Below are 991 nucleotides of genomic sequence, written 5' to 3'. Positions count from 1 at the left end.
GACTCAGTGATCAAGCCGTTAAAGAACGACCAAGCCACTAACTTACTCAAGTACTCATGATGCTCCAGTGACGGTTGCCCAAGAATACGATGTGCAATCAGCGGCTGCTTGTACAAGTACCAACCCGCTTTATTCGATTGCCCTTGGCGAACCTCAATAAAGCTCAAATCTGGCTCGTGAAGATCCGGAGAGATTTGCGGATTCAGTAGCGTCACTTTACCTGGCAACACCTCAAACGCCGCATATAGCTTGCGCGCCAAGATACTAATATCTTGCGGGCTGATTGCCGACGTGATGTCGTTACGACGTGCAAACTGAATCAGGTTACGATAGCTCAGCATCAAAGCATCAAGTAGCGCATGGTGCACTACCTTCACTTGCTCCACCTTCCAGTTACGGCGGTTGTCGAGCTCTGCAATGGTATCCTGTCCCCAGTTCCAAGATTGAGTCATCTCGGTGAGCGCTTCACGACGCCATGCAACAGAGCCAATGCCCGCTTCACGTGACAACTTCTCGTGGGTCTTCAGATAAAAACAGCGTCTTACCAAGTCCAATCGAGTATGGTCGTTGATACGCTCTAGGTAGCGAGTCACCTTCTCTAGCATCAGATAGTAGCTATCCATGCCATAAAGATCAGGTTCATCCGCGAAGAAGCGGCGCTTAGTATCAATACTCAGTAGCTGAGTATTTGGGTATTCCCATGAATACGCTTCTAGCAAGATCGCCTTTAACACCGATTTATACGGTGAGTCGATACTCTTATAGAGCTGCCACAGGTTAGAGCCGAAGTACTCTTCAGCAGGGATGCGATTCAGCTTACCGAAATCAATCCATTGAGAACAATCAAGGTAACCATCTTGGCATAAGCCCTGAACATATTCGTCATAGCACTCTTCCATTTCTGGCGGAATGATTTGCCACAACAGGCGTTGGCCAGCTAAACGAACAGCAGAACGGTAAAACTCATCAAGTAACAGTAAGTGCTGAGAAG

The 991-nt window shown here is 47.9% G+C and carries 1 protein-coding gene; it reads right to left on the bottom strand.

Annotation, left to right across the window (positions count from 1 at the left end; translation table 11 throughout):
• Positions 1-991, bottom strand: a 991-nt coding sequence (locus A3712_RS08635; RefSeq protein WP_197465804.1) for a class I adenylate cyclase, incomplete at both ends; no start/stop codon positions are given.

Source organism: Vibrio sp. HI00D65 (genome assembly GCF_001635455.1).
Lineage (GTDB): Bacteria > Pseudomonadota > Gammaproteobacteria > Enterobacterales > Vibrionaceae > Vibrio.
This window is presented reverse-complemented; position numbering and strand designations above follow the sequence as displayed.